General features: G+C 63.0%; 27 protein-coding genes. 16 read left to right on the forward strand and 11 right to left on the reverse strand.

From position 1 onward, the window contains the following. Together CH275_RS05285 and CH275_RS29850 are read left to right on the forward strand one after the other, a co-directional pair. On the forward strand, positions 1-1,281 hold the full coding sequence (locus tag CH275_RS05285) for a glycosyltransferase family 4 protein (RefSeq protein WP_094675908.1): 1,281 nt from the start codon (positions 1-3) through the stop codon (positions 1,279-1,281). Continuing rightward, positions 1,278-1,964, forward strand: a complete 687-nt coding sequence (locus CH275_RS29850; RefSeq protein ID WP_094675910.1) for an acyltransferase — start codon at positions 1,278-1,280, stop codon at positions 1,962-1,964. The genes CH275_RS05285 and CH275_RS29850 overlap by 4 nt, the downstream gene beginning before the upstream one ends. On the opposite strand, the gene CH275_RS05295 is transcribed toward CH275_RS29850, so the two are convergent. The 5 genes from CH275_RS05295 to CH275_RS05315 are packed head-to-tail and all read right to left on the reverse strand — an operon-like array spanning position 1,931 to position 7,174. Beyond that, a complete protein-coding gene (locus CH275_RS05295) occupies positions 1,931-3,385 on the reverse strand; it encodes a lipopolysaccharide biosynthesis protein (protein WP_094675912.1) in 1,455 nt (484 codons plus the stop codon). The genes CH275_RS29850 and CH275_RS05295 overlap by 34 nt on opposite strands. After that, on the reverse strand, positions 3,375-4,190 hold the full coding sequence (locus tag CH275_RS05300; protein ID WP_094676367.1) for a glycosyltransferase: 816 nt from the start codon (positions 4,188-4,190) through the stop codon (positions 3,375-3,377). Before CH275_RS05300 ends, CH275_RS05295 begins: the two co-directional genes overlap by 11 nt. 7 nt (positions 4,191-4,197) lie before the next feature. After that, complete coding sequence (locus CH275_RS05305; protein WP_094675914.1) at positions 4,198-5,109, reverse strand: glycosyltransferase family 2 protein; 912 nt, start codon at positions 5,107-5,109, stop codon at positions 4,198-4,200. Beyond that, positions 5,106-6,416, reverse strand: coding sequence for a hypothetical protein (locus CH275_RS05310; RefSeq protein WP_094675916.1), 1,311 nt, complete (start codon positions 6,414-6,416; stop codon positions 5,106-5,108). The genes CH275_RS05305 and CH275_RS05310 overlap by 4 nt, the downstream gene beginning before the upstream one ends. Beyond that, positions 6,416-7,174 (reverse strand): acyltransferase, encoded by a 759-nt coding sequence (locus CH275_RS05315; protein ID WP_143546693.1) that lies wholly within the window; start codon positions 7,172-7,174, stop codon positions 6,416-6,418. Before CH275_RS05315 ends, CH275_RS05310 begins: the two co-directional genes overlap by 1 nt. A gap of 268 nt (positions 7,175-7,442) precedes the next feature. Here CH275_RS05315 and CH275_RS05320 point away from each other — a divergent pair, with 268 nt between their 5' ends. The 6 genes from CH275_RS05320 to CH275_RS05345 are packed head-to-tail and all read left to right on the forward strand — an operon-like array spanning position 7,443 to position 13,430. After that, entirely contained in the window at positions 7,443-8,003 is a 561-nt protein-coding gene (locus CH275_RS05320; RefSeq protein WP_094675920.1) for a colanic acid biosynthesis acetyltransferase, read from the forward strand. Between the two features lies 1 nt (position 8,004). Then, on the forward strand, positions 8,005-9,129 hold the full coding sequence (locus CH275_RS05325; RefSeq protein WP_094675922.1) for a glycosyltransferase: 1,125 nt from the start codon (positions 8,005-8,007) through the stop codon (positions 9,127-9,129). Next, a complete protein-coding gene (locus tag CH275_RS05330; RefSeq protein WP_179275997.1) occupies positions 9,122-9,832 on the forward strand; it encodes an SGNH/GDSL hydrolase family protein in 711 nt (236 codons plus the stop codon). Before CH275_RS05325 ends, CH275_RS05330 begins: the two co-directional genes overlap by 8 nt. After that, positions 9,825-10,685 carry an SGNH/GDSL hydrolase family protein gene (locus CH275_RS05335; RefSeq protein WP_143546694.1) on the forward strand — a complete coding sequence of 287 codons (861 nt, stop codon included), beginning with the start codon at positions 9,825-9,827 and terminating at the stop codon, positions 10,683-10,685. Before CH275_RS05330 ends, CH275_RS05335 begins: the two co-directional genes overlap by 8 nt. A 43-nt stretch (positions 10,686-10,728) precedes the next feature. Further along, positions 10,729-12,111 (forward strand): Wzz/FepE/Etk N-terminal domain-containing protein, encoded by a 1,383-nt coding sequence (locus CH275_RS05340; RefSeq protein WP_094675928.1) that lies wholly within the window; start codon positions 10,729-10,731, stop codon positions 12,109-12,111. A 2-nt stretch (positions 12,112-12,113) separates the two neighbouring features. Then, entirely contained in the window at positions 12,114-13,430 is a 1,317-nt protein-coding gene (locus CH275_RS05345; RefSeq protein WP_094675930.1) for a polysaccharide biosynthesis tyrosine autokinase, read from the forward strand. On the opposite strand, the gene CH275_RS05350 is transcribed toward CH275_RS05345, so the two are convergent. After that, a complete protein-coding gene (locus CH275_RS05350) occupies positions 13,427-14,677 on the reverse strand; it encodes a hypothetical protein (RefSeq protein WP_143546695.1) in 1,251 nt (416 codons plus the stop codon). The two genes, CH275_RS05345 and CH275_RS05350, sit on opposite strands and share 4 nt — an antisense overlap. A gap of 173 nt (positions 14,678-14,850) precedes the next feature. After that, the gene (locus CH275_RS05355; protein ID WP_143546696.1) at positions 14,851-15,957 is read right to left on the reverse strand and encodes a cellulase family glycosylhydrolase; all 1,107 of its coding nucleotides are present in this window, start codon (positions 15,955-15,957) and stop codon (positions 14,851-14,853) included. A 422-nt stretch (positions 15,958-16,379) separates the two neighbouring features. On the opposite strand from CH275_RS05355, the gene CH275_RS05360 reads away from it, so the two are divergent. Continuing rightward, positions 16,380-16,916 carry a hypothetical protein gene (locus CH275_RS05360; RefSeq protein WP_143546697.1) on the forward strand — a complete coding sequence of 179 codons (537 nt, stop codon included), beginning with the start codon at positions 16,380-16,382 and terminating at the stop codon, positions 16,914-16,916. A gap of 89 nt (positions 16,917-17,005) precedes the next feature. Further along, positions 17,006-17,284: a hypothetical protein gene (locus CH275_RS05365; protein ID WP_094675938.1), complete on the forward strand. Its 279-nt coding sequence runs from the start codon at positions 17,006-17,008 to the stop codon at positions 17,282-17,284. Positions 17,285-17,360: 76 nt separating this feature from the next. Here the strand turns inward: CH275_RS05365 and CH275_RS05370 are convergent, their stop codons facing one another. Beyond that, positions 17,361-18,263 carry a zinc-binding dehydrogenase gene (locus CH275_RS05370; protein WP_256990863.1) on the reverse strand — a complete coding sequence of 301 codons (903 nt, stop codon included), beginning with the start codon at positions 18,261-18,263 and terminating at the stop codon, positions 17,361-17,363. Positions 18,264-18,377: 114 nt separating this feature from the next. On the opposite strand from CH275_RS05370, the gene CH275_RS05375 reads away from it, so the two are divergent. The 3 genes from CH275_RS05375 (at position 18,378) to CH275_RS05385 (ending at position 20,980) form a co-directional block, all read left to right on the forward strand. Beyond that, positions 18,378-19,016, forward strand: coding sequence for a TetR/AcrR family transcriptional regulator (locus CH275_RS05375; RefSeq protein WP_094675942.1), 639 nt, complete (start codon positions 18,378-18,380; stop codon positions 19,014-19,016). A gap of 67 nt (positions 19,017-19,083) precedes the next feature. Beyond that, the gene (locus tag CH275_RS05380) at positions 19,084-19,746 is read left to right on the forward strand and encodes a TetR/AcrR family transcriptional regulator (protein ID WP_094675944.1); all 663 of its coding nucleotides are present in this window, start codon (positions 19,084-19,086) and stop codon (positions 19,744-19,746) included. A 100-nt stretch (positions 19,747-19,846) separates the two neighbouring features. Continuing rightward, entirely contained in the window at positions 19,847-20,980 is a 1,134-nt protein-coding gene (locus CH275_RS05385; RefSeq protein WP_094675946.1) for an FAD-dependent oxidoreductase, read from the forward strand. On the opposite strand, the gene CH275_RS05390 is transcribed toward CH275_RS05385, so the two are convergent. Continuing rightward, on the reverse strand, positions 20,981-21,550 hold the full coding sequence (locus CH275_RS05390) for a CGNR zinc finger domain-containing protein (protein ID WP_094675948.1): 570 nt from the start codon (positions 21,548-21,550) through the stop codon (positions 20,981-20,983). It lies immediately after the preceding gene. A 65-nt stretch (positions 21,551-21,615) separates the two neighbouring features. Between CH275_RS05390 and CH275_RS05395 the strand changes: the two genes are divergently transcribed. Together CH275_RS05395 and CH275_RS05400 are read left to right on the forward strand one after the other, a co-directional pair. Further along, positions 21,616-22,017, forward strand: coding sequence for a hypothetical protein (locus CH275_RS05395; RefSeq protein WP_179275998.1), 402 nt, complete (start codon positions 21,616-21,618; stop codon positions 22,015-22,017). Positions 22,018-22,259: 242 nt separating this feature from the next. Next, positions 22,260-23,066, forward strand: a complete 807-nt coding sequence (locus CH275_RS05400; protein ID WP_143546698.1) for a hypothetical protein — start codon at positions 22,260-22,262, stop codon at positions 23,064-23,066. 2 nt (positions 23,067-23,068) lie between these two features. Here the strand turns inward: CH275_RS05400 and CH275_RS05405 are convergent, their stop codons facing one another. Further along, positions 23,069-23,476, reverse strand: coding sequence for a hypothetical protein (locus CH275_RS05405; RefSeq protein ID WP_094675952.1), 408 nt, complete (start codon positions 23,474-23,476; stop codon positions 23,069-23,071). Between the two features lie 114 nt (positions 23,477-23,590). Between CH275_RS05405 and CH275_RS05410 the strand changes: the two genes are divergently transcribed. Further along, positions 23,591-24,034: a VOC family protein gene (locus CH275_RS05410; RefSeq protein ID WP_094675954.1), complete on the forward strand. Its 444-nt coding sequence runs from the start codon at positions 23,591-23,593 to the stop codon at positions 24,032-24,034. Between the two features lie 14 nt (positions 24,035-24,048). Here the strand turns inward: CH275_RS05410 and CH275_RS05415 are convergent, their stop codons facing one another. Further along, a complete protein-coding gene (locus CH275_RS05415) occupies positions 24,049-24,591 on the reverse strand; it encodes a MarR family winged helix-turn-helix transcriptional regulator (RefSeq protein ID WP_094675956.1) in 543 nt (180 codons plus the stop codon). Positions 24,592-24,608: the final 17 nt, after the last annotated feature.

Genomic DNA, 24,608 nt, shown 5'->3' on the forward strand with positions numbered 1-24,608 from the left:
GTGGCAGACGTTCCCGACGAACAGGACGCATCACTCTCGCTCCGCGGCTTGTCCGTCTGCGTAGTGGCGTGCCACTATGCGCCCGAGACCACTGGAAGTGCTCCGTACAACACCGCTTTGGTGGAGGCGCTGAGCAGTGCGGGCGCGGATGTGGACCTGATCACCGGAGTTCCGCACTACCCACAGTGGGCAATTCAGGACCCCCGTTACCGTCGCGGCATCACATGGCGAGAAACGATGGGGGACGTCCGAGTCCGACGCGTCAGGCACGCGGTGCCTGCCGCGCCCAATCTCGTCGGCCGGGCCCGGATGGAACTGAGCTTCGCCACCCTGGCCGCCCCATTGGTGCGTGCCTCCCGCGCGGACGTCGTCATCACCGTCACCCCGCTCCTCGGGGCGATGCTCGCCGCGTCCATCGGCCATCGCGGCCGGCCCCTCGGAGTGGTGGTTCACGACCTGAGCGGAAACGCAGCGGCCCAATCCGGTACCACCGGCGGTACCGCTGGACGCATGGTCGGATCCTTCGAGTACCGGCTGGCCCGGCGCGCAGATTCGATCGGCGTCATCACCCCACGATTCCGAGACGTGTTGACGGACAACGGCGTCGACGCCGCCAAGATCGTCGACCTACCGATCTTCACGCACATCTCGGGATCGACGGAGTCGACACGCGAGGCCCGCGCGCGTCTCGGCTGGACCGACACAGGCCATCGCGTCGTGGTGCACACCGGCAACATGGGTATGAAGCAGGGACTCGAATCGGTGGTCGCCGCCGCTCGGTTGGCGCACGAACAATCGACGCCGATCACCTACGTGATGGTGGGCGACGGCAATCAGCGTCGCCAACTCGTCTCTGCCGCAGAAGGACTCCCGACTATGAAATTCGTCGACCCCGTCGACGAGGACACGTACCCCACTGTGCTCGCCGCCGCCGACGTGCTGTTGCTCAACGAGCGCCCTGGCGTCAAGGAGATGTCACTTCCCAGCAAGCTGACGTCGTACGTCGCAGCCTCCCGGCCGATCGTCGCCGCGACCGAACCCGGTGGCATCTCGCACTCAGTACTGGACGAACACTCCTCGGCTCTGTTCGCCACACCGGGCGACCCAGCATCGCTCAACCGTGCAGTGATGACTCTGGACGGCAACCCGGCCGAGGTCGACAGACTGATCCGTGCAGCGCGAGATCTCGGCAGCGCGCGCTACAGTGAGTCCGCCGGCCGCGAGGGGTTCCGGTACTTCGCACACAACCTGGCCCGCCGCAATCGTGAAGGAAATCGATGACACTGCGAGCGAAACTCGGCCTACTGTTCGGTGAGTTCCGTCCGACAGTGCTGCGCACCGCGCCGATGATTCTGCGCCGCAAGCCAATTCTCGTAGGACGTAACTTTCGCGTCCGAGGCGCAGGCAACATCACCGTCCGCAACGGCTTCCTCGCCCTCGGTATCAACAACTACGGCTTCGCGGACAACAGAATGGCCGGATCTCTACGAGTGCGCGGCCGCTTCGAGGTGGACGGTTCGGTTGCCATCACGTCCGGCAACCGATGGGACATCGGGCCGGGCGCCACCGTGACCATGCACGGACCGACCACCGTCTCGCCGATGTCCGTCGTGGTCGCGACCACTGAGATCACCATCGGAAACGAAGGAATGATCGGGTGGGACGTGCACCTGATCGACGACGACTTCCATCCGACCCGGTCCTCCCCCGACGCACCGTTCCGTCACGCAGACAAGGGCATTCACATCGGAAACCATGTGTGGATAGGGTCGCGAGCCACCGTTCTCGCAGGGACGCGGATCGCCGACGGGTGCATAGTGGCCGCAGGTGCCGTGGTGCGCGGTACGTTCGACGAACCCAATTGCCTGATCGGCGGTGTCCCCGCAAAAGTAGTGCGCAAAGGTGTCGCCTGGACCGACCCGGCCTTCGGCTACACCGAGACCGCCCCCGAGGACTCGGCCTGATCGACCTCCACCGGGTCTCGTCGCTTGACCAACCGTGGAACGAATGCGAAATCGGGCACGATCTGAGTGACCAATACTGCTGCAGCAGCGACGAATACCACTCCGACGGCCCCGTACTCCGGGGCCACCACAATGCCGCCGACCACGCTGATCAGTCCCATCCCCATGATGCAGAACGCCTGAAATCGCATCTCCTTCGGCGTCGTGAGCAGCACGCCCGCGGGAAGGTGGATGCACTGCACCACCAGCAGGCAACCGAACGCAACCGCCAGCCAGGTTCCGGTCCTCACTTCGCCACTGGAGAGGATATTGGTCGCGAAGGGCCCGAGCAGCGAGATGAACACCGCCGCAACGACGGACACCCCGAAGAACACCAGAACGATCTTGATCCACATCTTGATGGTGCCCGCCTGATCGCCCCGCCGTTTGACGAAGACCGGCCAATAGGCCATGCCTGCGGTGGAGAACACCGACCATCCCAGGGCGTACACCTGAGCCATCAGTGCGTATCTCGACAGCTCCTCGGGCGTCGACAGGTGCGAGAGAATCACTCGATGGGACTGCAGGCCGAGAGGCAACCCCACGCTGGCAATCAGCATCCACAGGGAACCCGCCAGCAGCTTCACCTGCGCCATCTCCCGCACGGGCGCAGCGAACACCACCGTGCCCAAACCGGACATGCGTAGGGCAACAATCGTTCCCACGATGTTGCCGAGAAGCGCGCCGAGGACACCGGGAATGGCGAAGAAAATTCCCTGAGCGCCGACGAGCATCAACCCGACGGTGATCAGCAGGCCGAACACCGTATTCGACATCAGCACCAACACAGCGAGCTGATTCTTGTTGATGCCGATGAGGATTCGGATGCCCAGCCCCGTCGGCAGGCTCAGCGCGAACAGGCTGGCCGCCAGGGTGATCACCCATCGATCGTCGGGTCCGGTGGTGAGACCGATGACGGCTCCCCACTGATCGAAAATCATGATCAGCACGAACGCCACGATCAGACCGGCGGCGATCATGGACAGTACTCGGTAGGCACGCTGAATCGTTCCCACCGTTACCGGGTCCTCGGACAACTTGCCGGCTCGCGAGCTCGCGTTGGTCACCACGGCTCCGATGCCGAGGTCCGCAAACGGGAAGAGCAGGCTCATCGTGGCGATCAACGACACGACACCGAAGATCGATTCACCGGTCTCGCGCACGATGATTGCGGTGTTCAGCAGCCCGAGCAGCGCCATGATCGGCGTCCCGAGAACACGAAAGACCGTGCCCCACAGAACGGCCTTCTGCTCCTGGGAGGACAGTCCACCCGCCGGTGCCGCAGTGTCCACCAGCTCGTTGGGTGCGACATCCTGGACCGCGGCCGGATGGGACGCAGAAAATCCCTTCTGCCCACGGTCGACGCGGTGCCTACCCGCCATTCGCCGGTGCCCTCCCCAACATCGCACGTACTCTTTCGCGACCGTGGAATGCCACCCGAACCACCAGTTCGATCACCTTCGACTGCAGGCGGGAGCGTCGACGAGTGCCGTACGGGTAGTGGTCCAGCGTGTCCCAGGCCCGCCGAAGATCGGCGAAGCTTTCTTTGATCGGCCGGACCGTGCCGGCACCCGTGGTGTCGAAATCGCACACAACGCGATCGAACGTCACCGGAGGCTTAATCAGTGCCGCTCGCATCAGGTACAGCTGATCGGCTGCCAACCCGAACTCTTCGTCGTAGGGGCCGAGCTGTTTCGCAAAATCGGCACCCACGAACGAACCTTGATGGGGGATGGGCGCTTTTCCGATGGTGAAATTGTAGAGGTCGAAGGGCATGAAACCCCACTCCCCCAGATCGATTCCGTCGGCACCGACGCGTCGCACCTTGGCGTATCCCCATTGATCCCGAGGGTCCGAAAGATTGTCCACGATGTACTCGAGTGCACCGGGGTCGGAGAAGCAGTCGCCGGAGTGCATGAGCCAGACGATGTCGCCGGTGGTTTGCGCTATGCCGCGATTCATCGCGTCGTATCGTCCGTTGTCGCGCTCGGACCGCCAGTACTGCAGGCCTCCGCTGATCGACTCCAGGTACTGCTCCACCTCGGGGCCGGACCCACCGTCGAGAACCACGTGCTCGATGGGGACCGAACACTGTTGAGCCCGAACGCTGTCGACAGTCTTCTTCAGCCCGTCCAGGTCACGAAAACTGATCGTGACCACGGATATCTTCTCGATCTTCGACGACATGCCCATCTCATCTCTTCGCAAGCCGCGCAACGAGTCCCATGACCTTCATCAACACCAATCGCAGCGTGCTCACCACGGCAAATCCCCATGCCCACTTTCCGGGCCGTCCGTACCGCACTCCTGCAGCAAGGGACCGGATCACTCCACGCACCGACCGACCACTGACAGCGGAAGACAGCGGACTCGTCAAGAAGTAGTCACCTCTGCTCCGTCGATCCGAGGGATCCAAGTACTCCTTGCCCCACTGGATGTAGGCCGCACTCTCGTCGGTGTCGGTTCGCGACAGAGACGCCGATGTCATGTCGTACTCCACCAGGACGTCACCTGACTGAACGATCGGAATGGCGGGGAAGCGTCGACGCACATCGATCAACCAGGACGGGTCGTCGTGCACCGCTCCCAGGGGCAGGTTCATCGGGACAGTCTCGGCAATCTCACGGGGAAACAGCAACGTGGACGTCTGCGCGCTCGCCCCGCCGAACCTTAGCGAGTGGAAGCGAACCAGGTACTGGTCCACAGGCTGGTGAACACCGATCAGCCTGAGTGGCCACTCCGACCCACCATCAGCGGTGACCGTCCGGAAGCGGGACGACGCAATCCACAGCGCAGAATCTGTTGGTACCGAGGCCATTTGGACTTCGAGCTTGTTCGGCAACCACACGTCGTCGTCGTCGAGCAGACCGATGACGTCACCGGCACTCTTCTCGATCCCCGACTGACGCGCCCTGCTGGCCCCTACGCCGCCGCCGGTGTGAATTACTGTGACTCGATCATCTTCCGGCACAACGGGTTCCACGTCGGAATCGACCACCACGATCACCTCTGACACCGGATAGGTCTGCGCAAGTGCAGACCGCACAGCAGCGTCGAGGGAACTGCGACCGATGGTGGGAATGATTACGCTGACAGAGGGTTTCATCGGAGGGCCACCTCATGGTGCTCGGTCTCGGACGATCTCGACCGTCGGCTACCGGGTGTAGTCAAGTGTCGACTGGCGAACACGGCGGCGAGCAACGCGAACGCCGCGAGCAGGTTGTACGACATCGGGGAGAAGAACAGATCCCACCCCGCCTGCACCGAAATCTGCACTGCCATCGCGGCCCAGATTCCATACCGCGGCGAGCTCCAGATGACGGTGAGCGCCGCAATGACCAGAAACACCGGAAGGACCGCGGCGAACACGCCGCCCTCGGCCCACGAGCTGAAGAGAACCGAGTGCAGCGACGTGGCACCGTTCGCCAGATGCCAGAAGCCGTAGAACGGGAGGTTGGGGTCGAAACCAATTGCGATCGCGAATTCCTCACCGCGAGCGAATACTTCGGTGGTGAGATTGTCGGCACTTCCCCAGCCGAAGATCGGTTTGTCGATGATCGCCGCTATGGACAGAGGCGATTCGGTGCGCCCGGCCAAGATGGCAGGCACACCCGTCGAATCCTGTAGTTCGGTCTTGGCTTTGACTGCCTCGCCTGCGATTCCACTCCGCGCGATGGCTGGAATCAAGGTCCCGAGACCTGCACCGACCCCGGCGACGATCAAGAACTGCGTGAACCTCGAGATCTTCTCACGGGCAAGCCATGTCACCAGAAGGACGGCTGCGCTGCCGAGGCAGACCAGGGCATGTGACCGGAAATTCAGAACCAGACTTGCCCCGGCCAGCAGCACCAGGAATACCGCTTGAATGTGAACAGGGACCTTCATCCGGACGAGTACGTACAGACCGATCAACGTGACGTACGGAGCGAAGGCGTATTTCCACAAATCCTCGAAGGTGGACAAGCTGGCGAAAGGCAAACCCGACGTGAGGAAGTAGAGGCAGGAGCCGAGGGCAACGCCGGCCGCGAGAGAGAAGAGTCGCTCGAGATCCCGACCTGCGATGACGGTGATGCCGACGAAGTAGATCGCGAACGAGGCCCACTGGATGACGCGTTCGTCGAAGAAACTCAGGTCGTTGAGCTGTGAGGACACGATGAACCCGGCGAATGCCACGGTGGCCAGCCCGATGATCAACCGATCGCCGCGCGAGGTCGCCGTCAGGAAGAGGGCCGGGGCCACGAGAAGGCAGAGCCCCGAGAAGCCGGTGACGGTGAAACCCATGACCTGCATTCCCGACGTGGCACCGAGCATGATCAGCACACCGCTCGAGATGACTCGCTTACCCAATGCTCGGCGAGCCTCGAACGACAACCCGTCCGTGGCGGGTTTCGGAGGATCGAGTATTGCTGTCATCAGGCAGTGCCGTCGGCCTCGACCACGCGCAGAGCTTCCTGCTGCGTAGCTCCAGTGCCCCGCGCCAGCGAGGCCCGGTCCAGACCCACGACGCCGTCGATAGCAACATCGGTGATGGGAATCTGAGTTCGCTCGAACCACTTTCCCGAAATGGGTGCGAGGAACTTGGCAGGAGTTCCTCCGTACACACCGGGCTTGGGATCTGCGAGCGGCTTACCCGTCATCGTGGAATGCGCTGCGAGAACTGAACATTCGGGAACCTTCGCCCCTTTGAGGATCACCACGTTGCTGCCGACGGACGTGTGGTGGCCTATCTCGATTCGTCCCACGGTCTGAATCATGTCTCTCATGTTCGGCTCGTGGCTCTGCAACGTGCAGCGCTGGCCTCCCACCGCGCTGTAGGCACCGACCTCGATGGTCCCGGAGCAGTCGAGGTAGGAGCGGCTCTCGATCCTGGCCCCGTACCCCAGGGCCAGCGTGCCGGCCTCCGGATCGAGTGCCTGATAGGCCGGATGGGCGGAGATCCAGTTCCACGAACCGATTCCCGCCTCGTTCTCGAGGTGCAGCAGGGACAGATTCTTGAACGTGTTGAACGGACCGATGAGAACGTTTTCGCCGAGTTCCGCGCGTCGAACTCCCGAGACCAAGCAGGGTCCGATTTTCGCGGACATCGCGATCTCGTGACCGAACGTGTTCAAGAGTCGGTTCTTCAACCGGAGTGGCGGCAACAACCAGGTGAAAAGCTGGATCAGGCTCATCGACAGGGCCTTTCGATTGCAACGGAAATGGAAGGTCTGTTCGAGCGAGCGCACGCCGATCTTCGGCCGTCACACTGCCCACATTCGGTTCCACTGAAGAGTAGCAATGCAACGACTCCCGGTCTCGGCATCTCAGGTTGCTCACACCCTCATCGCCGCCCCACTCCGGTACCGTTACAAACGCCTCGATCCGTACGGGCGGACTGGTCGACGCGCATCCCATCATTGCTACCGCTACTCATGACCTGATTCGCAAAGGACAACCTGCGTGACCGACTCCACTGCATCAGTCAGATCCCTCGGCGCGCTACGCGGGCGCTCGTACGACAAGGGCCGAGGTTTCGTCCATCAAGCCCTGTGGGTGGCCTTCTCTTCTCTGGTGTTCACGAAAGTGTGGTGTCCCAACCGCATTCGCTGCGCAGCGCTTCGCGCCTTCGGGGCCAAGATCGGGACAGGCGTACTGATCAAGCACGACGTGCGCATCCAGTGGCCATGGAAGCTCGAGATCGCCGACAACACCTGGATCGGGGTGGGGTGCGACCTCTACAACGTCGAGCAGCTCACCATCGGATCGGATGTCTGTGTGTCCCAGCAGGCATTTCTCTGCACCGGCAGCCACGATCATCGTTCGCCGGTTTTCGAGTACGACAACGGCCCGATCGTGATCGAGAACGGCGTCTGGGTGGGAGCACGCGCACTGGTGCTTCGAGGAGTCACGGTGGGTGCCAACTCAGTAATCGGTGCTGCCGCACTGGTGTCCGCCGACGTTCCAGCATCGTCGTTCGCACTCGCGCCGCCGTCGACCATTCGACCCATTCGTCCTCGCTGACGTGCGAATTCTCCACGCGGTCACCTTGTTCAGCCCCGACGGGGCATACGGCGGGCCGGTCCGCGTCGCCCTCAATCAAGCGTCGGCCCTTCAGGACTCGGGCCACAAGGTGACGATCACCGCGGGTGTTCGCGGTTACGATCCGATCCCGACCGAGCAAGAGGGAGTTTCTCTCACGCTGAAGAAGGCGCGAAACCTGGTGCCCGGCGTCGGTTTCGCCGGTCTCGCAGCGCCGTCGTCGCTGACGTGGTTACGGAAGCATCGATCAGAGTTCGACGTGGTGCACGTTCACCTCGCCCGTGACCTGGTGATGTTGCCGTTCGCAACGGCCGTGCACACCCTGGGCCTGCCGTTCGTCGTGCAATCGCACGGCATGCTCGCACCCAAGTCCAATCCCCTGGCTCCTGCGCTCGACGCCCTGTTCGTACGTCGCCTACTACGCCGGGCCCACACTGTGTTCTGCCTCACAGACCAAGAGCGGGAGGGCATTTGCGAGGTGGCCGGTGACGGAGTGCGGATCGACATGCTGAACAACGGTGTTCCCGAGTACGAAGCGGGTGAATCGACCGATACAACACCCGAAATCCTGTACTTGGCCCGGCTGCACCCACGAAAGCGTCCACTGGACTTCGTCGGTGCCGCGAAACAAGTTCTGGACAGCGGACTTTCGGCCCGCTTCACCTTGGTCGGACCCGACGAAGGTGAAGCCGAGAAGGTGACGGAGTCCATCACCGGCCGACCCGAGATCACCTGGGAGGGGGCACTGCCCGGGGGCAAGGGCCCCGACCGCATGCGCCGCGCCGCGATCTACGTACTGCCCTCGGTCAACGAGCCCTACCCGATGTCGGTCCTCGAAGCGATGGCCGTCGGCATCCCCGTCGTGGTCACCGACGAGTGCGGGCTGGCTCCCCTCGTTTCACGCACGGGCTGCGGAATCGTAACGGTTCCGGGCGAAGGCCCGATTGCAGAAGCGATGAAAACATTGCTGACCGACCCCGCCCTCGCTGCGGCGATGGGCGAACGTGGACGGGCGGCCGCCAGGAGTGAACTGAGCATGCGGTCGGTGGCAACCAGGTTGACCGACACCTACGCTGCCGCGACGGCCGATCGAGGTCGTCGTGCCTGATCGTCCGAGGACCCGGTCGAGCCGATTCCGGTTCGGGCGCCCATCGGCGAACGCAGCGGTCATCCTGGCCCTCGTCGCGGCCGTGGCCCTCGTGGTCGCCGCCGTCGTCCGAGACGACGCCCCGACTCCCACCGTCACCGCCGTCGACAGGGCACTGAAGATTTCGGTCGTCGGCGACTCGTACAGCAGAGGTCTTCCCGACTCGGTCGTGTGGCCGACGTTGGCAGCGGAGTCCACCGGATGGTCGATGAACAACGTCAGCATCTTCAGCGCCGGCTACGTCGCGACCGACGGCAACGGCACCTATGCGGACCAGATAGAGGCGGCAGTGGCCGACGACCCGGACGTCGTGTTCGTCGTCGGCGGGATCAACGATGTCGGCAAGCCGCCGGAACTGATCACGCAGCGCGCCATCGACACCCTGGGCGAACTGGCTCGTCGGGCACCCCGCGCAAAGGTCGTGGTCATGGGTCCGATATGGCACGAGATCCCGGTCCCCGAAGCTGCCGCCGTCATAGACGATTCGGTGAGCGCCGCCGCGTCGATGCTCCGGTTGCCGTACCTGAGCGTGGTGGGTGAAGATTGGTTGGTTGCGGAAGGAATGATCCAGGAAGACGGAATCCACCCCACCGAGGCCGGTCAACGAGTACTCGCCCAGCAAATCGTCGCCGCCCTCGAAGAGACCGGAGTTCCCTTTGTCTGAGCAATCGCGGCATTCAGCGGCACCGGGCGCGAAACCACGCCGGATCTCGCCGACCAACGTCCGTCGTGGACGCGTGCTGACCGGCGGAGTGATCGCGCTGGCGATGGTCGTCGTACTCGGGGTGGCCGCGGTGATGTTCGGCCACGATACAGCGGCCTCCGACCCAGGCACGGCCACCACCTCGAGTGGGCCCACTGCTGACCGTGGTGCTTCGCGGTCAGCTCTGTTCGTGGGCGACAGCTACACCGTCGGTCCCTCGTCCGTTCCGGACTTCGGCTACCCCTGCCTCACCGCCACCAACCTTGGGTGGAATTGCAACCTTGGCTCCCAGCCCGGAACCGGGTACATCAGCGGCGGACCAGACCATCGGTTGCCGCGCGTTCTGGGCGCACTCGAAGTTGCGTCGTTAAATGCCTCCGAGCGTCTTCCGCGATTGCGCGAGAACTTCGATGCCGACGTCGTGGTCCTCGACGCCGGCCGCAACGACCTCCAGTTCGGCCCGATCTACTTGAGCAACATGTTCCTCTACACCGTGGAGCGAGCCCGCGAAACCTGGCCCGCTGCTCGGATAGTCGCCATCGCACCGTGGTTCATCGACGACCCGGATGTGGAATTCGATTCGGACGAAGGACCCGTCAGGGTGGGGCCGTACCTCGAGGGCAAGCTCAGGGAGGTACCCGAAAACGCTGCGGTCACGTTCATCGATCCCGGATCCCTCGGGTGGTTCGTCGGCGAAGACGTGAGCGGCCTGCTGGCCGATGACGGCATCCACCCGAATCCCGAGGGCCACAAGCGAATTGCCGAGAAGCTTACCGCCGCCATGATCGCCGACGGATTCGGGCAGCTGCAATGACGCCCGGCCGGACTCCAGTACTGATCGAACCCGACGGGACCCGATGAACAGCACACTCACCGAGTACTTCCGCATCCTGACCGAGCGTTGGCGTTGGGTTGCCGTGGTGTGCCTCGTCGTGGTCGGCCTGGCTGCGACTTATCTTCTGCTGCAACCGAAGTCGTATCAGTCACAATCCACGGTCTTCGTCTCGACTCCGCGCGACGATTCCGACACCTACTACCGCGGTGACCTGTACGCCAAGGAGCGCCTCCCGTCCTATGCGGCGTTGATCCAGAGTCAGGATCTGGCCAAACGGGTCATCGCCGATCTGCAGTTGGACAGCACGCCGGAAGCGTTGATCGCCAGTACGACGGCCACCCCGGTCCCGGGCACGGTACTGATCCTGCTCTCGACATCGGCCGGCTCGCCGTCCTCGGCCCAGGCCATCAACCAGGCCTACCTGGACGAGTTCATGGCCGAAATCGCCTCTCTCGAGGCCATACCCGGGGCTCTGACTCCCCGAGCCGAGTTGCTCGTCGTCGAGCCACCGACCAGCTCGGAACTGCCGGGCGGGTTCCCTCCCACTCTGATTCTCGGTGCCGCAACGGCGGCAGGGCTGATCGCCGGAGCCACCCTGGCGGTGCTCCTGGCCCTCGCCGATTCACGCATCCGACGGCCGGAGGACGCGATCGAGGCAACCGGTTTGCCACTGTTCGCCGCATTTCCCGCCCAGACGTCGAAGACGACGGGAATCGAACCCGGGCGTCAACTCCGCGACGCTCTACAGGCGGTGCTCCCGGCAGACCGTAAGCACATCGTGCTGGTGACCGCGCCGGACGTCTCGACCGGATCAACCTCGATCGCACAGCAATTGGCCGATTCGCTGCGCGATTCGGGGGAAAGCGTTGCGTTGATCGATTTCGACGTACGGACGAAGCCCGGCGGCACACCCGACGAATCCGTCGTGTCGGTCGTGGATGTGGTCGAGGACCTGGTGGCACCCGACGACGCCCTGAGCAACAAGGTCGACGGAATTTCCGTCGTTCCCCAAGGACACGCCTCGGAGAACGCCGCACGAGTGGTCGACTCCCCCCGAGCAGCTCTGCTGATCGAGCGGGCCGCGCAGTTGCACGGCTGGGTGATCCTGGACTCCGCCCCCACCAGTAAGTTCAGTGACGCGCAACGGCTTTCACACTTCGCCGATGCACTGGTGATCGTGTCCCGAAGAGGGAAGACGAAATTCGAGGCACTCCGCGCGACCGCTCAGCAGTTCACACTCTCCGGTCAGCAGGTCGCCGGAGTTGTCCTCAACGGTTGTTCCGCGGCCGATATGGAGAGCATCGGACGATCCCGCACTCCCCTGAAGGAACACCCCGATCGATCGATGATCGCTGCCCGCCCAGCACCCGAACGAGCCCCCGAAAACCAAGGAGACCTTCGCTAACAATGGATATCAAAAGGGCGTTTGTAATCCTCCTCGAGCGCTGGTGGATCGTCGCGGCCACCCTCGTGATCGGCATCGGCGCAGCGATCGTCGCGACGTTGGTCACCCCGCCGCAGTACACCTCCAACGCGCAGCTGTTCGTCTCGACCACCGGTGGTACCAGCTCCACCGAGTCCTACCAGGGTGATCAATTCTCCCAGCAGCGCGCGACGTCGTACGCCCAGATCTTGACCAGCGAAATCCTCGGTCAGCGAGTGGCAGACGCACTGGGACTGAACTTGAGCGGAAATGCGGTGGCTGGCAAGGTCACTGCCACCGTCGTTCCCCAGACGGTACTGCTGGACGTCAGCGTGACCGACTCGTCCGCCGACAGGGCAGCCGAGATCGCGAACACTCTATCCGACGAGTTCATCGCCTACATCGTCCCGTTGGAGACGCCGACCGGTCAGGACCAGGCCCGCGCGACAGTGACCGTCGTCAACGGCGCAGAAGCTGCGACGAGCCCCACGACACCGAAACTGGCGACGTACCTCATCTACGGCGCTACCGGTGGAATCCTGGTCGGCATCCTTCTGGTAATCCTGGTGGCGACGCTCGATCGACGGGTCTCCAAGCGATCCGACGCCGAGTCGCTTACGGGGCTACCGGTTCTCGGGCCGGTCGCATCGGTCACCCGCAGTCCGGAAGGTCGTCGTGCGCAGCTCGACAAATGGGCCAGTCCCGACGCCGAGGCGTTTCGCAAGGTTCGAGTTCATCTGCAATCGATACCGACCGGCCCGCAGGTGATTCTGGTGACCAGCTCCTCCGCCAAGGAGTCGACCATCGACTTCTCCGTGGATCTGGCTGTGGCACTGGCAGAATCCGATCACCGGACAGTGCTGATCGAGACCGATTCCGCGCGTCCCGCACTCGCCCAGCAATTGAGCCTGCCTGCATCCGCGGGGCTGGTAGGGGTACTGGCGGATACTGCCGACAAGCCGGACGCTCCCGACCAGATTGCAGCACCCACGACCGACCGCTACCTCGACGCCATTCCCGTTGGCGTCGGGTTGGACGCAACACCGATGCTCTCCACAATCGCGATGCGTGACCTGGTGGAGACGCTCAGAAAGTCGTACTCGTACCTGGTGATCGATGCTCCGCCTTTGTCCTCGAGCGGCTCGGCGGCCGTTCTCGCCGGACTGTGCGACGGAACACTGCTGGTCATCGACACAAAGCTGGCTCGAGATCGTGACGTTGCCGCCGCGGTACGGGAGTTGCAGAGTTCGGACGCTCGGCCGATCGCCGCGGTATTGGCGAGTTCGAGCCGCAAGCGCTAGACGCGTTCCTGTTGCTCGACCAGGTCGGAGGGGACCGAATCGAGCAACAGGAGCGGATCGTTCACGATCAGATCCATTGCTTGTTCGATCTTCGCTCGGTCGAACACGTTGTCGTGGAACGACACCGAGTAGGTGCGTTCCTTGCCGACGACGCCGCACATCACCGTGATGGCATCGGGTGCCGACGGATCGAGCAGGCCTGCGAACTGGCTGCCCTCCCCCTCGGTCCACGGAACCCGGGCCCACGACGGCGGCCGTCCCAGATCCGAGTACATGAGCTTGACCTTCGGATTGCGCAACACCCGATCCACTGCCGTACGGTCGGTAGCAGATTTGATCCGCACACCTGCCGAAACAACACCGAGCACTGCCAGCGGGAGACCGGAGGTGTATACCGCGTCCAACACCTGAGCCTGCGGCTCGATGGGGCGGGCACCGGAGATCGCCACATTCAGACCGACTGCGAAATTGCCGTTGACCGTTGTCTTGGCATTCAGATACCTGCGGCAATTGATGGCGATCGTGACTGCAGGCGTGGACTCGAGACCGACTCGTTCCATCGCGCATCGCACCAACCAGAGGGCCACAGTGGCCGCGCCCGCCGACGGCGCGTTTTTCTTACGCCATGCAGAGACCGCGGCTTCGCTGGCCGCGGTGGATTGCCTGATAACCACGGACGGCGATGGGCTCCAAGGAACCGTCTCGCTGTCTTCGGGCTGCTCTACCTCTGCGAGAGACTGCTGCTTCAGAGCCTGCATGCGTTTCAGCGCACGCCACGAGTCGCGGAGCTTCAGCGGGTGCAATGCGAACCAGCGCCACAGCGTTCGCGGAATGACATGACTCGATTCCAGGCCGAGAGACCACTCGCTCGCGCCGTGAACGTCGTTGAGATGCAGGGCCTCCACAAGATCGACGAACAGCTTTCCATCGCTCAATCCGTGCGCTGTGTCGATGAACAGATACTCGCCGCAGATGGTGACCTCGAGCGGCAGGCGCTCTCCGTCACGGCGACGCACGGCCGCGATGGCCGATTCGAGTTGCCCCGATGTCGAACAAGGCTCGACCACCCGGACCGCGTCGGCACCGAGGGTGTCCGACACCTCCCAGGAGACCGTTCCCTGCTTCGGCAACAAGCCGATTCGTGTGTGTGTCCCGGAATCCGCAAGATCCTGGAGCGTCGACCTGACTGCATCTGCACTCAGTCCTCGTGCCGGGCCGGCAACGCCGATGTAGCGACTGTTGATCATGCACAGGTCCGCACCCGTGACCCTGTAGGTGGTACCAGAAGTACGGGGCAAAGACCTACTCCAATCGAACAAAATAGCCATGACGTCGCGTCGACCTCACGATTGCACGAACCTGGTACACCAGGCAATTTGCAATCGTGAATTCATTCATTCGACTGAGGGTGATCGGCCGATCAGTTGATCAGCGCCTTGACGGCCGCCAGCGACGGTTTCGCGGTGTTGTTCGTTCTGGTGAGCCCGTAGTTCTCCTCGAGATTCAGACTTCCGGTGTTGATGTCGCGGTAGTCGAAGAGGAAGATAGGTCCACCGTTCGGCAGCGAACGCAGGTATTTGATGCCATCGACCAGGATCTCGGTCTGCCGAGCCTCGGTGACGCCGTATGGAGGCTGTCCCGTGCTGGTGGACGCCCCGAACTCGGTTGTCCAGATCTTCTTCCAACCATCACCGTTGATGTACATCAGGTACGAGATCATGTCGATGCCGTTCTTGGGAGTCCACCAGTCCGTGCCTGCACTGAGTAGATCCGGCGCGCTGTACGGGTGATTTCCGATACCGTCCAACGACGCACCCGCGTTGTTGGCGTACAGAGCCTCGACGAATCGTGCCGGGCTGATGTTGGTGCCGTCGTCGACGGCAGGCGACAGCCCGCCGCTGATGACCACGGAGTACTGATCGACGGATTTGATTGCGGCATAGGACAGCTTCAGCATCTGGCTGTACTTCGCAGCGTCCGGCTTGGGCGCGAAGCTGTGAACGACGTTGGGCTCGTTCCAGATCTCCCAGTTTCGAATGAGTCCCCGGTAGCGTTCTGCGGCCAGGCGAGTGAAATTGGCGTACGTAGCGGGGTCAGCAGGTCCTGGATGCAGGAACGTCCGGCCCTCGGGGATCGCCGCCCAGGTCGGCGTATAGGTGGGTACGGCCAGTATATTGAGACCAGCGTTGTATGCGTCCACGACCAGCTTGTCGGTGCCTGCCCAATTGAATACGCCCTGAACAGCTTCGACCTGTGGCCACTGGATCGGTATGCGCACGGCGGGGAAGCCATTTTGCTTGATCGACTTGATCTGCGCTTGCCGCACGGAATCGGAGGTTTCCAACGTAACGGCTGTGACGCCCAATGTGCGTGCGCCCATCGGGCCCGAGGCAGCAGACGCGGGTGCCGGCAACGCCACGGCAACGGACGCCGCCACGATAAGCGCAACCGAGGACGACACAGCGCGTCGAAGAACGTTCCGCTTCTTCGACGCACTCGACAGGGGGGATCGGAAACTGGAATTCACAGCGAATGCCTTACTCGGGAGTGAACCGGTGCAACCCCTGCGGACAGGCCCGCAAGAGCAGGGGAAAAGCCAAGATTCGAATGCCAGCGAAGGGCATTGACATATATGTACACCAGGCTCGGAAATAAACAAACACCAGAAATAGCGAAACCTGGAGATGCATGACAATGGACCATAAAAACAATCTACGAGTTTCTGCGGCCGCTATTTTTACGACCATCGCTCTGGCATCGGCATCGTGCGCAAGCGAGTCGTCGGATACTATTTTGATACCGGCAGAAAGAACATCGACTCCCTCGACGAGCTCCGAGGCTCAGAACTTCGCGGTGTACAGCGATTTCACAGCTTTGCCGGACGGCCCCGCTCCGAGCGCTTTCGAGACTGGCCAGGCGGCCTCGGTGGCACCGGTGCCCGACCCCTCGATGAACCTTCGAATCGCCAATGGCAAGTTGACCTTTGCTCCCACCGTCGACGGACCGGCAGCCGCGTACTTCAGAACCGGAGATCTCGGCAAGCCAGTGACGTCCGTGGGTATGAAGTGGACTTTCACGGCTCAACCCGGGGGCACACCCGGCGTCGCGGCCATGGCGATCACCGACAGACCTGCAGACCCACTGGGCGGCGCGTCCCCGCTTATGCCCCTCCACTTCATCGTCACTCGGGACGGCTGGAACTACTCGGTGTCGCCCGGAACATCCGGAGGCGGGGCCGAATTGATTACTGTCGCCGCCGGAACATTCGACTCTCCGCTCTCCGAGGACGGAAATACAATTCATGAAGTACAAGTCGACATTCGTGGCAATACCGCAACTATTGATCTACCCGACGGAAACCGGCAAGAAGTTCAAGATCCTCGAATCGAGGCGTGGGCATCTCGATACGCGTTCTTCGAGCCGTACGTAGACAGATCGACTACCGACTCCATCACCGGTTTTACCGAGGTCTGGGCCAACACCTGAATAGTCGCGGGGCCGGGCTTCAAAACCAAACGGTTGCGTCTTTTATTTTCGATTGCGCACCGACCGGCTTCGTGCGTAATTATGAATGAATGGATCCCTTTCACGCGCTGGTGTTGCTCAACGCGGTCTTCGCCTGTGCGGCATGGAGCCTCGCGAAACCGAGTTGGCCCGCTGCCTGCGCACTGACGATCAGCTCGATTCTGTGGCTGTTCTTCAACCACCCCATCGAGGGCCGGGTGCTCTACTCGATCGACTACCAGACTGGTGTCACGGAGTCCGATTTCGTGTCGGCGGCCGGCCTGCTGCTCGCAGCCGCCACGATAATGCGCTCGATGCGAAGCCGGTCGGCCGGCGCGCCACCGAACTGAAGTACAGACTGCTGCGTTCGGACTTCAGCGCCAAGCCGGCCTTCGATGTGGTGCGGGGTTCCTAGCGCTGGATGCTTCACGGAACGAGCACAATCCGGCCGAACACCTGCCCATCGTCCATTCGACGATGAGCCTCTGCTGCCCTGTCGAGTGGTAGAACCTCGTCGACGACGGCATGGAGACGGCCGGCTGCGAAGAGATCTGCTCGCACCCGGTCTCGTTCGGCTGTGGGGATGGTGTCGAGGCTCAGCATGCTGACCGTCAACGATCGGCGAAAGTTGCGCATCAAGGTGGGGACGATCTCGGCCGGTGGACCTCCGACAACACCGACGACAACGAGGCGTCCGTTGTCGGCGAGCCGTTCCACGAAGTCCGAAAATTGCTGCCCTCCAACGATGTCCACGATCACATCGAACGTATCGGGCCCATCGCCGTGCCCATCGCGATCCAACACGTGAGTAGCTCCGAAAGACTTTAGCTTTGCACCGCGCTCGGCCGAGGACGTCGCGACCGACACCGACGACGCTCCCGCTTTGGCGGCCAGCTCCACCGCGGCAATACCGATGCTCCCACCCGCCCCGCGCACCAGTACCGACTCACCTTGGACGAGTCGCGCACGGTCGAGTGCGAAATGCGCTACCGGACCGGCAGATCCGAGCGTCACGGCGTCGATACTGGATAGGCGCTCGGGCAATGCCACCACGTCGGCCAGATCGGCGACCGCCTGTTCGGCGTAGCCACCGCCCATGCCGGTGAACGCCCACACCCGTCGCCCCATCCAGCTCGCGTCCACACCCTCGCCGACATCGGTGATCACACCGGCGACTTCGCTGCCCGGGATATGTCCGGCACTCAGCCCGAGGGTGCCGAGGGTGCCGCGGCGAACGATGGCGTCGACGCCTCCCACTCCGATTGCCTCTGCGCGAATCTGGACCTGCCCCGCCGACGGAATGGGCGTCGGCACCTCCACGACCTGCATGCCATCGGAACTTCCGAACGTCTGTATCGCTATTGCTTTCACATCTGCCTCCGGTCGATTCGAGTTCCGCCGACGTTAGTGGACACCCCCGTCCGTTTACGTAAAGTGAGAGCCATGGTCGAAGAATTGACTCGTCTGCGCTCGGACGCCGAGAACAATCGGGACCGCATACTCGAGGTTGCGCGCGAGGTGTTCGCCTCGGACGGACTCGCGGTGTCCATGCGTGAGGTTGCGCGCCGGGCGGAGGTCGGCCCCGCCACTCTGTATCGCCGCTTCCCGACCAAGAAGGATTTGATCCTCGAGGCTTTCCTCTCAGAATTCCGGTTGTGCCGCAACATCGTTGCGAGCGGGTGTGCCGATCCCGACCCGTGGCGCGGGGTGTGCAGTGTGATCGAAGAACTCAGCGAGCTCAATGCGAGGAATCAGGGATTCACCGAAGCATTCATGGCCGAGTACCCCGGCACCGTCGATCTCTCGACGCATCGCGACGACGCCCTACGCGGGTTCACCGGACTCGCGGCACGCGCGCAGCGGCAGGGGAAACTGCGATCCGACTTCGTCGTCGACGATCTAGTTCTGTTCCTCAGCGCCAATCGGGGACTCTCGACTCTCTCGACCGAGCACCGCGTCCAGGCCGCCCGACGATTTGCGGCCCTGATGATCGACGGACTGCACGCGTCGCCGACCAACCAGGCGTTGCCGAGCTCGCCCCAACTCGGAGCGAGCTCGCTGCTGCAAGGTCGACATCGTTGACGGATCGGATCCGTGGCGATTCGGCCTAGCAGGTGGAACACCGTTCCAGCTGTGACAGGATCTGCGCATGCCGAACTCGAAGCCGACACCCGCTCGACGTTCCGATGCCCTGTCCAAGGACCGCATCGTGCAGGCGGCGATCGAGATGCTAGACGAGGGCGGCACCGACAGTCTGACGTTTCGCACTCTCGCCGCGCGTCTGTCCACCGGGCCGGGAGCGCTGTACCACCACGTCAGCAACAGAGACGATCTGCTCGCGGCAGCGGCGGAAGCCGTCATGGCTTCGGTCTTCGAATCCCCGCCCGAGAACGAGGCGGCAGAACAAGGCGTCCGCGGCGTGATGATGAGAGTGTTCGACGCGATCACCACGCGGCCATGGGTGGCCACGCAACTCGCCGCCGCTCCGTGGCAGCCGGCCGTCCTACATCTGTTCGACCGCATCGGAACCGAACTGGACGCACGTGGAGTGTCGGAGGATGCGCAGTTCGACACCGCGTCCGTGCTTCTGTATCACGTTCTGGGCGTTGCGAGTCAGCGCGATGCCGGGAGGCAACTGGCCGCAACCGTGACCGACCGCGTGGCATTTCTCGACTCTTTGCGTTCCGGGGTCACGGACACCGGGGACTATCCGTTCCTGACCCGGATCGCGTCGCTGTTCGCGGGTCATGACGACCGGGAGCAGTTTCGGGCCGGAATCGACATCATCTTGGCCGGCATCGACCATCCCTGAACCGAAGGCGTTCGCCGCATCACCGTCTCCGCTTGACAGTCTTGGAACAGTGTTCCATTCTGTTTTGGAACACTGTTCCAAACAAGCAACGGAGACATCCATGACTTCATCCATCACGATCATCGGCGCAGGACTGGGCGGCCTGATGCTGGCGCGGGTACTGCACGTTCACGGAATCGCCGCCACGGTGTACGAGGCCGACGCCGCGGCCGACGCGCGCACACAGGGCGGACAACTCGACATTCACGAGAACGACGGGCAAATTGCCCTCGCCTTCGCCGGGCTCACAGAACAGTTCCGCGCCATCATTCACGAGGGAGGCGAAGCGACACGCGTCCTACGCCCCGACGGAGCGGCTCTGCTCGACGAACCCGATGACGGCACCGGAGGTCGACCGGAAGTACTGCGCGGCGAACTACGACGCATCCTGCTCGAGTCCCTGCCTGCCGACACCGTTCGATGGGGGCACAAGCTCACCTCGGTGTGCCCATTGGGCAACGGGCAACACGCGATCGAGTTCGAGAACGGAACCACGACGGTCAGTGATCTGCTCGTCGGTGCCGACGGTGCGTGGTCACGAGTGCGACCCTTGCTCTCCGACTCCGTACCCGACTACGTAGGCACCGTCTTCATCGAGACCTATCTTCACGACGTCGACGTACGCCACCCCGCCACAGCCCGTGCAGTCGGTGGTGGTGCGATGTTCGCCATGACGCCGGGCAAGGGAATCTCCGTGCATCGCGAGACCGGCGACATCCTGCACACGTACGTTCAGCTCAACCGCAGCACCGACTGGATCGACGCGATCGACTTCACCGACACCGCGTCCGCTATTGCAACCATTGCAGCCGAATTCGACGGCTGGGCACCGGAATTGACGGCGTTGATCACCGACGGGGCGACCCCGCTCGTTCCCCGCAGGATCTTCACACTGCCCAACGACCACCGCTGGAATCACACCTCAGGGGTGACACTCCTCGGCGACGCCGCACACCTGATGCCTCCATCCGGCGACGGCGCGAATCTGGCGATGTTCGACGGTGCCGAACTCGGTCGCGCGATCTCCGATCACCTCAGCAACATCGACGCAGCGTTGTCGGAGTACGAGAAGTCCATGTTCGCCCGAAGTGAAGCGGTAGCTGTCCAGGCACACGAGACGCTCGACCTGTGCCTCGGGGATCGATCCCCGGTCGGGCTGATCGACCTGCTCACCGGCGTGAACAGCGGTGTGTGATCACTTGTTGCCGAGTGCATTTCGGCGCTGGCGATGATTGGCCACGTTGATGCGGTTGCCGCACAGATCCGGCATGCAATAGCGCCGTCGACCGCCACGACTGACGTCGACGAACACGCCGTTGCACGTCGGTGACGCGCACCCACGGAATCGCTCGAATCCGAGCATCCGCAGGGCACTCAGCAGGGCGTAGCCCGTGAACACGGTCAATTCTTGCGCGACCGTGTCGACGCCGTCGGTCGTTGCCTGCCAGCGCCATCCGTTGCCCTCGACTTCGACGAGTTCGACGTGATGCGGAACCGTCGACAGCAGCTCGTGCGTGAGATCGACCAACTCGCCCGGCGACGAGGCGTCGACGATCGGTCGCAGGCGCTCGCGGAGAGCCCGGACCTGCTCCAGATCGTGTTCGTCGGGCGCTTCTGTCTGCACGTCGTTCTCGACGAGGAAGGCATGCAGGGACTCGGAGTCGCGCAACTGGTCGCCGGCCACCACCCACACCGCCGGCGACGTGTTCACGAGTTCGGTCGCGAACGCGGCACCCTGGATGTAATCGTCCAAAAGGGCTTGCACCCCTTACCTCCTGTAGCTACCGTAACCGAATAAGTTCACTTTACTCCCTTACGAACGATCCCGGTATGACGACGCGACAGCACTGCAGCTCCACCGCCGACGGCTACGGGCATCCCCTCACCGACGCACTCGTCGACGCACGCGATCACCTACGCCGAGCTACGACGGCCGCGTCTCGAACACCTCTGGTGGGTGCCGACCTGTACTGGGCTCTCGGAGTGCTCGGCCAATGCACGTCCGCCGCCAACGACGTCATCGAACGAATCGGCATCGACGCAGCTGGGCAGCTGTCCGGTGGTTCCGATGCGGACGACTCCGGTCCGGTCACGACGGCACGCGATACCGCGCTGGTCTCTGCGGTCCTCGCCCTTGCCACCGCCTCCGCCCGCTGCCAGTCGGTGACAGCCGCCGTCGCCGACGCCCAGATCGCCGTCACCGATCTCGGTTCAGCTTCCTCGACGGCGTGACGGTATCGATCGCAGGACATAGCGCAGCACACGCAGACGAACCACACCCTGTGTTACGAAATATGCCAGACCAGACATCTACCCCAGATAGGGCATCGAGCGAGAGAAGGAGTAGGCACCTTCATCCGGGGATTCCCTCCGATCGAGGCGTCGAGTGGAGTGTTTTATGCAAGCCTTCGGTGGTCTCATGTAGTACTGGAGATGGATGCGCTCTGATGCACCCGGTGATTGACTCTCTCTCCGTGAGTCATTCGATGAGTGTGTCCGTCACCCGAAGCCGCTGGTCGATCGTCGTATTGGCATGTGCCGGGGCGGCGTTGGTAGCCGCGTTCGTTCTGGGCCCGGCCGCGTTGCTGCGCGGAACCTATCCCCAGTTTCAAGATCACTCCGCCATGGGCGAGCTTCTGGGCCGCGGCTTGGTCGACTACTGGGAAAGCGGAGTCCGCACCTACCCTGCCGGTTTGGCGGAGATGGTGGACTACTGGTTCGACTGGCACGCCATCAAGATCGTCATCTCGGTGCTGCTGACCGTCGTACTGGGTCTGCTCGCGGCGACTCTGTGGCGGCGATCTCTGACGGCCGGCGTAGGTTACGTGGTCGCTGCGGCCACTACGACTGTGCTGTCACTGTTTTCGGTATTCCTGGCTGTGCTCAACATCCAGTCGACGGTTGCACCAGTCGTCGCGCTACTGCCGATGCTCACCGATGACAACGCGCAAGGGCAGACCGCGCGATCGCTGATCCAAAACGGTGTGCAGAGCGGAGACTCCAGGCCGCCTCTGCTCGAGTTGCTCACACAGGTGAAGCACTACAACTGGGCGGTGATCGTCGCTACCGTCGTGGTGATTGCTGTCGTCGGCACAGCAACCGCCATCGCGTTCCGACGCTACAGATCGGCGGACGCCACCGACGGTCCTCACCGTCGGATGTTCGTCGTCCTGGGACCGCTCGGTGCAGTGATGACCATCGTGATGGCACTGCTGTCGATCGCGGCCGTCGTGGCGGTCGTCGATCCTGGCGCCGCTCTGCTCGGCGCAATTGGCCTATGACTCTATTGCCGGCTGCGATCGCGGGCCCGCGCGCGGAACTCGCCGATCGCGAGGACGGTCAACGCGACCCCCAACAAGGTGAGGGGAACTTGGGCAAGTGGAGCGTAGATGTCGAGTACGACGATCTGCCACACCACCCACCCAATGGTCACGAACCCCACCAACGCGACGCACACCGCGGCTTCGGAGGCGTCGACGAGCACGGCAGCCACGCAGATCAACGGCACGATACCGAGAAAAATCAGCACGAACAACCCGGAGATGCGGTAGTCCCAGGTGTGCCACGAAGGAAGCATTCCGACGTTCAGCCCCAACGACCGCCCGCTGGGGTCGGAAGTCAACGACACTCCATTGAACGTCCCGGCTGCGCCCAGCAGAATCAGCAACGCCACCGTCGAGAGTTTCTTCACGGTGGCGTCATGTCTTCGTCGTCCTTCGGTCGTGGCCGCCGCACCCCGGCGTAGCTGTCGATCCTGCCAGAACGAGGCCGTTCGGTCTTGTTCTATTCGAGAAAGGCGCACCCGATGAACATCAAGCTCGAGAATATCGGCATCGCTGTCCGCGACATCGAAGCCACGATCGGCTTCTTCACAGAACTCGGCCTCACGGTTCTCGGTCGGGACACCGTCAGCGCGGAATGGGCCGACACCGCCGTCGGCCTCGACGGCAACCACGCCAAGATCGCGGTCCTGCAAACCCCGGACGGCCTCGGGCGTATCGAGCTGTTCGAGTACATCCATCCCGACGCCATCGAGACGTCGCCGACGCTGCCCAACGAAATCGGAATGCACCGCATCGCCTTCTCCGTCGACGACATCGACGACGCTCTTGCGATTGCGGCACGCCACGGTTACTTTCCCCTGCGAGGCGTGGCCAACTACGAGGGCGTCTACAAGCTGACCTACCTCCGCGGGCCGAGCGACATTCTTCTGATGTTCGCCCAATCGCTCTCAGCACCAGCAAGTTAGTCGACGGGCGCTGATCACCCACCGACGTGCGGCGGACGCCGATCGCTGCCGAGCACGTCGTGCAATTCCCCGAGCAGACGTCGCAGTAGCGATTCGAGCTGCTCGCGCTCTGCCGCAGTGAGATTGTGAAGCAGTTCCGCCTCACGTCCGAGGACCTCGTCGACGAGGTGTTCGACTGTGCGATGGCCTGATTCGGTGAGTTCGATATCGACCTGCCGCGATCGATCCACACGAGGTTGCCGAATGACCAAGCCCTGCTGTACTGCACGATCGACGCGTTGGGTGATCGCGCCGGCAGTGACGAGCGCTGCGTCGGCGAGTTCCCGGGTGCTGAGCCGGTATGGGGGCCCGGCTCGGCGAAGCGTCGACAACAAGTCGAGGATGGCCGAGTCGGCTCCGGACTGCCTCAGCAGGCGAGCCCGATCGTCACCGAACAGTTTGGCTGCGTGAGCAATTCGAGTGACGATCGGAATCGAGTCGACCGGAGTATCCGGGCGCTCTCTGGTCCACGCGATCGCAATTGCGTCGATGGGGTCGTTCGGGTCGAGATCGGGCATTCGTCGCTCCCGGCTGT

The sequence above is a fragment of the Rhodococcus sp. 06-235-1A genome (assembly GCF_002258785.1).
In the GTDB taxonomy this organism is placed as follows: domain Bacteria; phylum Actinomycetota; class Actinomycetes; order Mycobacteriales; family Mycobacteriaceae; genus Rhodococcoides.

Excerpts from the sequence above, each read along its gene's own strand:
- CH275_RS29850 (WP_094675910.1), top strand. The coding sequence starts at position 1,278 with ATGACACTGCGAGCGAAACTCGGCCTACTGTTCGGTGAGTTCCGTCCG.
- CH275_RS05295 (WP_094675912.1), bottom strand. The coding sequence starts at position 3,385 with ATGGCGGGTAGGCACCGCGTCGACCGTGGGCAGAAGGGATTTTCTGCG.
- CH275_RS05300 (WP_094676367.1), bottom strand. The coding sequence starts at position 4,190 with ATGTCGTCGAAGATCGAGAAGATATCCGTGGTCACGATCAGTTTTCGT.
- CH275_RS05305 (WP_094675914.1), bottom strand. The coding sequence starts at position 5,109 with ATGAAACCCTCTGTCAGCGTAATCATTCCCACCATCGGTCGCAGTTCC.
- CH275_RS05310 (WP_094675916.1), bottom strand. The coding sequence starts at position 6,416 with ATGACAGCAATACTCGATCCTCCGAAACCCGCCACGGACGGGTTGTCG.
- CH275_RS05315 (WP_143546693.1), bottom strand. The coding sequence starts at position 7,174 with ATGAGCCTGATCCAGCTTTTCACCTGGTTGTTGCCGCCACTCCGGTTG.
- CH275_RS05340 (WP_094675928.1), top strand. The coding sequence starts at position 10,729 with ATGAACAGCACACTCACCGAGTACTTCCGCATCCTGACCGAGCGTTGG.
- CH275_RS05345 (WP_094675930.1), top strand. The coding sequence starts at position 12,114 with ATGGATATCAAAAGGGCGTTTGTAATCCTCCTCGAGCGCTGGTGGATC.
- CH275_RS05350 (WP_143546695.1), bottom strand. The coding sequence starts at position 14,677 with ATGATCAACAGTCGCTACATCGGCGTTGCCGGCCCGGCACGAGGACTG.
- CH275_RS05360 (WP_143546697.1), top strand. The coding sequence starts at position 16,380 with ATGAACCTTCGAATCGCCAATGGCAAGTTGACCTTTGCTCCCACCGTC.
- CH275_RS05365 (WP_094675938.1), top strand. The coding sequence starts at position 17,006 with ATGGATCCCTTTCACGCGCTGGTGTTGCTCAACGCGGTCTTCGCCTGT.
- CH275_RS05370 (WP_256990863.1), bottom strand. The coding sequence starts at position 18,263 with ATGCAGGTCGTGGAGGTGCCGACGCCCATTCCGTCGGCGGGGCAGGTC.
- CH275_RS05375 (WP_094675942.1), top strand. The coding sequence starts at position 18,378 with ATGGTCGAAGAATTGACTCGTCTGCGCTCGGACGCCGAGAACAATCGG.
- CH275_RS05380 (WP_094675944.1), top strand. The coding sequence starts at position 19,084 with ATGCCGAACTCGAAGCCGACACCCGCTCGACGTTCCGATGCCCTGTCC.
- CH275_RS05385 (WP_094675946.1), top strand. The coding sequence starts at position 19,847 with ATGACTTCATCCATCACGATCATCGGCGCAGGACTGGGCGGCCTGATG.
- CH275_RS05395 (WP_179275998.1), top strand. The coding sequence starts at position 21,616 with ATGACGACGCGACAGCACTGCAGCTCCACCGCCGACGGCTACGGGCAT.
- CH275_RS05410 (WP_094675954.1), top strand. The coding sequence starts at position 23,591 with ATGAACATCAAGCTCGAGAATATCGGCATCGCTGTCCGCGACATCGAA.
- CH275_RS05415 (WP_094675956.1), bottom strand. The coding sequence starts at position 24,591 with ATGCCCGATCTCGACCCGAACGACCCCATCGACGCAATTGCGATCGCG.